We start from the raw sequence: 1,982 nt of genomic DNA on the forward strand, positions 1-1,982 counted from the left end.
GTCTTGCCCTGGTCCGTCGCCATGCCCAGAGTCGTGTAGCGTTTCAAATGCTCTACCGGCCGCATGTTCTCGGCATGGGCGAGCTTGATGTCCTTCACCGTCACGTCATTCTGGAAATCGACCCAGGCGCGCTTCTTGCCCGGTACATAGAAGACGGGCGCAACCGTGTAGTCTGCCTCCTCGGCGCGCGGCAAATCGGGCAACGATGCCGCGATGCCAAGTTCGTCCATCGCACGCTGCGCGGCTTGCGCGCCGGACCGCAAGGCATCGGCGGTGGAAAAATGGCCCGCCGCCGCACCTGCCGGAATTAGTCCTTGGGCCCCCTCCCCCCCAGGCAGGAACGCCTGCAGCGGTTCATTCCAAACAGGCCGACCGCGATGATGCGAAACCAGCTGCACATTCGGGTTCCAGCCGCCAGAGACCCCAAGCGCGCCGCACTCGATCCATTCGGACCTGCCGTTTGCCTGAACCTCGATCGACTTCAGGCCAAGCCTGCCGCGTGAGCCTGTCACCATGCCCCCCGCGATCAGTCGGTAGTCACCGCGAGCCTTCGCCTCGGGGCGCGTGTCGATGACGGTGGCGATGTGGACATCCTTGGCGGCCAGATCGCGCGCGGTGCGATGACCGTCATCGTTATTGGTGAAGACGGCGACCGTCTCGGACGGGCAGGCCGCCCAGCGATTGGCGTAAGCCCGCATCGCGCCGGCCAGCATGATTCCCGGACGGTCATTGTCGGCAAAGGCGATGGGGCGCTCTGTCGCGCCCGCCGCCAGTACCGCGCGTTTCGCCGTGATACGCCAGAGTGTCTGGCGCACACGCCCGCTCGCCTCTGGGAGATGATCGGAAACGCTTTCCACCGCGCCATAGATGCCGTGATCATAGACCCCGAAAACCGTGGTGCGACGCATCACGCGAATGTTCGGCAGGCTCTCGAATTCGGCCTCCAACGCTGAGATCCAGTCGGTGGCTTGCCCTCCGTCCAGTGTTTCCGTCTCTGACAGAAGCCGCCCGCCCAGGCGGAAATCCTCGTCGGCCAAAATCACACGTGCGCTCCCGCGCGCCGCCGTCAGCGCCGCAGCAAGCCCGGCCGCACCCCCTCCGATGACCAAGAGATCGCAATGGAGGAAGCCCTTGTCATATGCATCCGGGTCGGCCTGCATTGAGAGGCGTCCGAGGCCCGCCGCTTTGCGGATCGCCGGCTCGTAAAGCTTTTCCCAGAAGCCTTTCGGCCACATGAACGTTTTGTAGTAGAAGCCGGCCGTCAAGAAGGGCGACAGCAGATCATTCACCGCCAATGCATCAAACTCAAGTAAGGGCCAGCGGTTCTGGCTTCGCGCCTCCAGTCCGTCGAACAGTTCCACCGTCGTCGCGCGCGTGTTGGGCTCCCGCCGCGCGCCCGAGCGCAGTTCTACTAGAGCGTTCGGTTCCTCCGAGCCGGCAGACAGCACCCCACGCGGGCGGTGGTACTTGAAACTGCGCCCCATCAGACGAACGCCATTGGCCAGCAGCGCCGAGGCGAGCGTATCGCCGGGATGGCCCTGGTAGCATTTGCCGTCGAAACTGAAGTTCAAGGTCTGCGAGCGGTCGATCAGTCCTCCGGCTAGCCGTGTCATTTGCCGCACCTATTTTGCGCAAGCGCGACATTGCGGGCCAGTTCCGCACCGAGGACTTCATGGGTGACCGTGTCGCGCGTCACCACCAGCCATGACCGGTCGCCCTGCTCGTGGAACCACAGCTCGCGGTGCACGCCCGCCGGGTTATCGCGCAGGAAGACGTAATCGCAAAAGGCAGCCTCGGCATCGGGCGCGGATGGATCTGGACGGTCGATGAGCCGCGCGTCGCCCAGATAGGTGAATTCCTGCGCATCGCGCGGGCCCAGAAGTGGATGGGGGATCAGCATTGGACCGCCTTAGTGGAGATTGGGCTGGGCACCGGCGCCGCGCTCATCGACCACATGGCCGCGTGCGAAACGGTCGATGCGG

General features: G+C 64.4%; 2 protein-coding genes. Both read right to left on the reverse strand.

Going from position 1 to position 1,982, the window contains the following annotated elements; genetic code table 11:
• Nucleotides 1–1,613, reverse strand: a 1,613-nt coding sequence (locus tag EOA32_RS36600) for a 2Fe-2S iron-sulfur cluster-binding protein (RefSeq protein ID WP_128374262.1), incomplete at its 3' end; no start/stop codon positions are given.
• Complete coding sequence (locus EOA32_RS36605) at nucleotides 1,610–1,900, reverse strand: sarcosine oxidase subunit delta (RefSeq protein WP_128374263.1); 291 nt, start codon at nucleotides 1,898–1,900, stop codon at nucleotides 1,610–1,612. The genes EOA32_RS36605 and EOA32_RS36600, both read right to left, overlap by 4 nt.
• Nucleotides 1,901–1,982: the final 82 nt, after the last annotated feature.

The sequence above is a fragment of the Mesorhizobium sp. M1A.F.Ca.ET.072.01.1.1 genome (assembly GCF_004023325.1).
GTDB lineage: Bacteria > Pseudomonadota > Alphaproteobacteria > Rhizobiales > Rhizobiaceae > Mesorhizobium.

Excerpts from the sequence above, each read along its gene's own strand:
- EOA32_RS36605 (WP_128374263.1), bottom strand. The coding sequence starts at position 1,900 with ATGCTGATCCCCCATCCACTTCTGGGCCCGCGCGATGCGCAGGAATTC.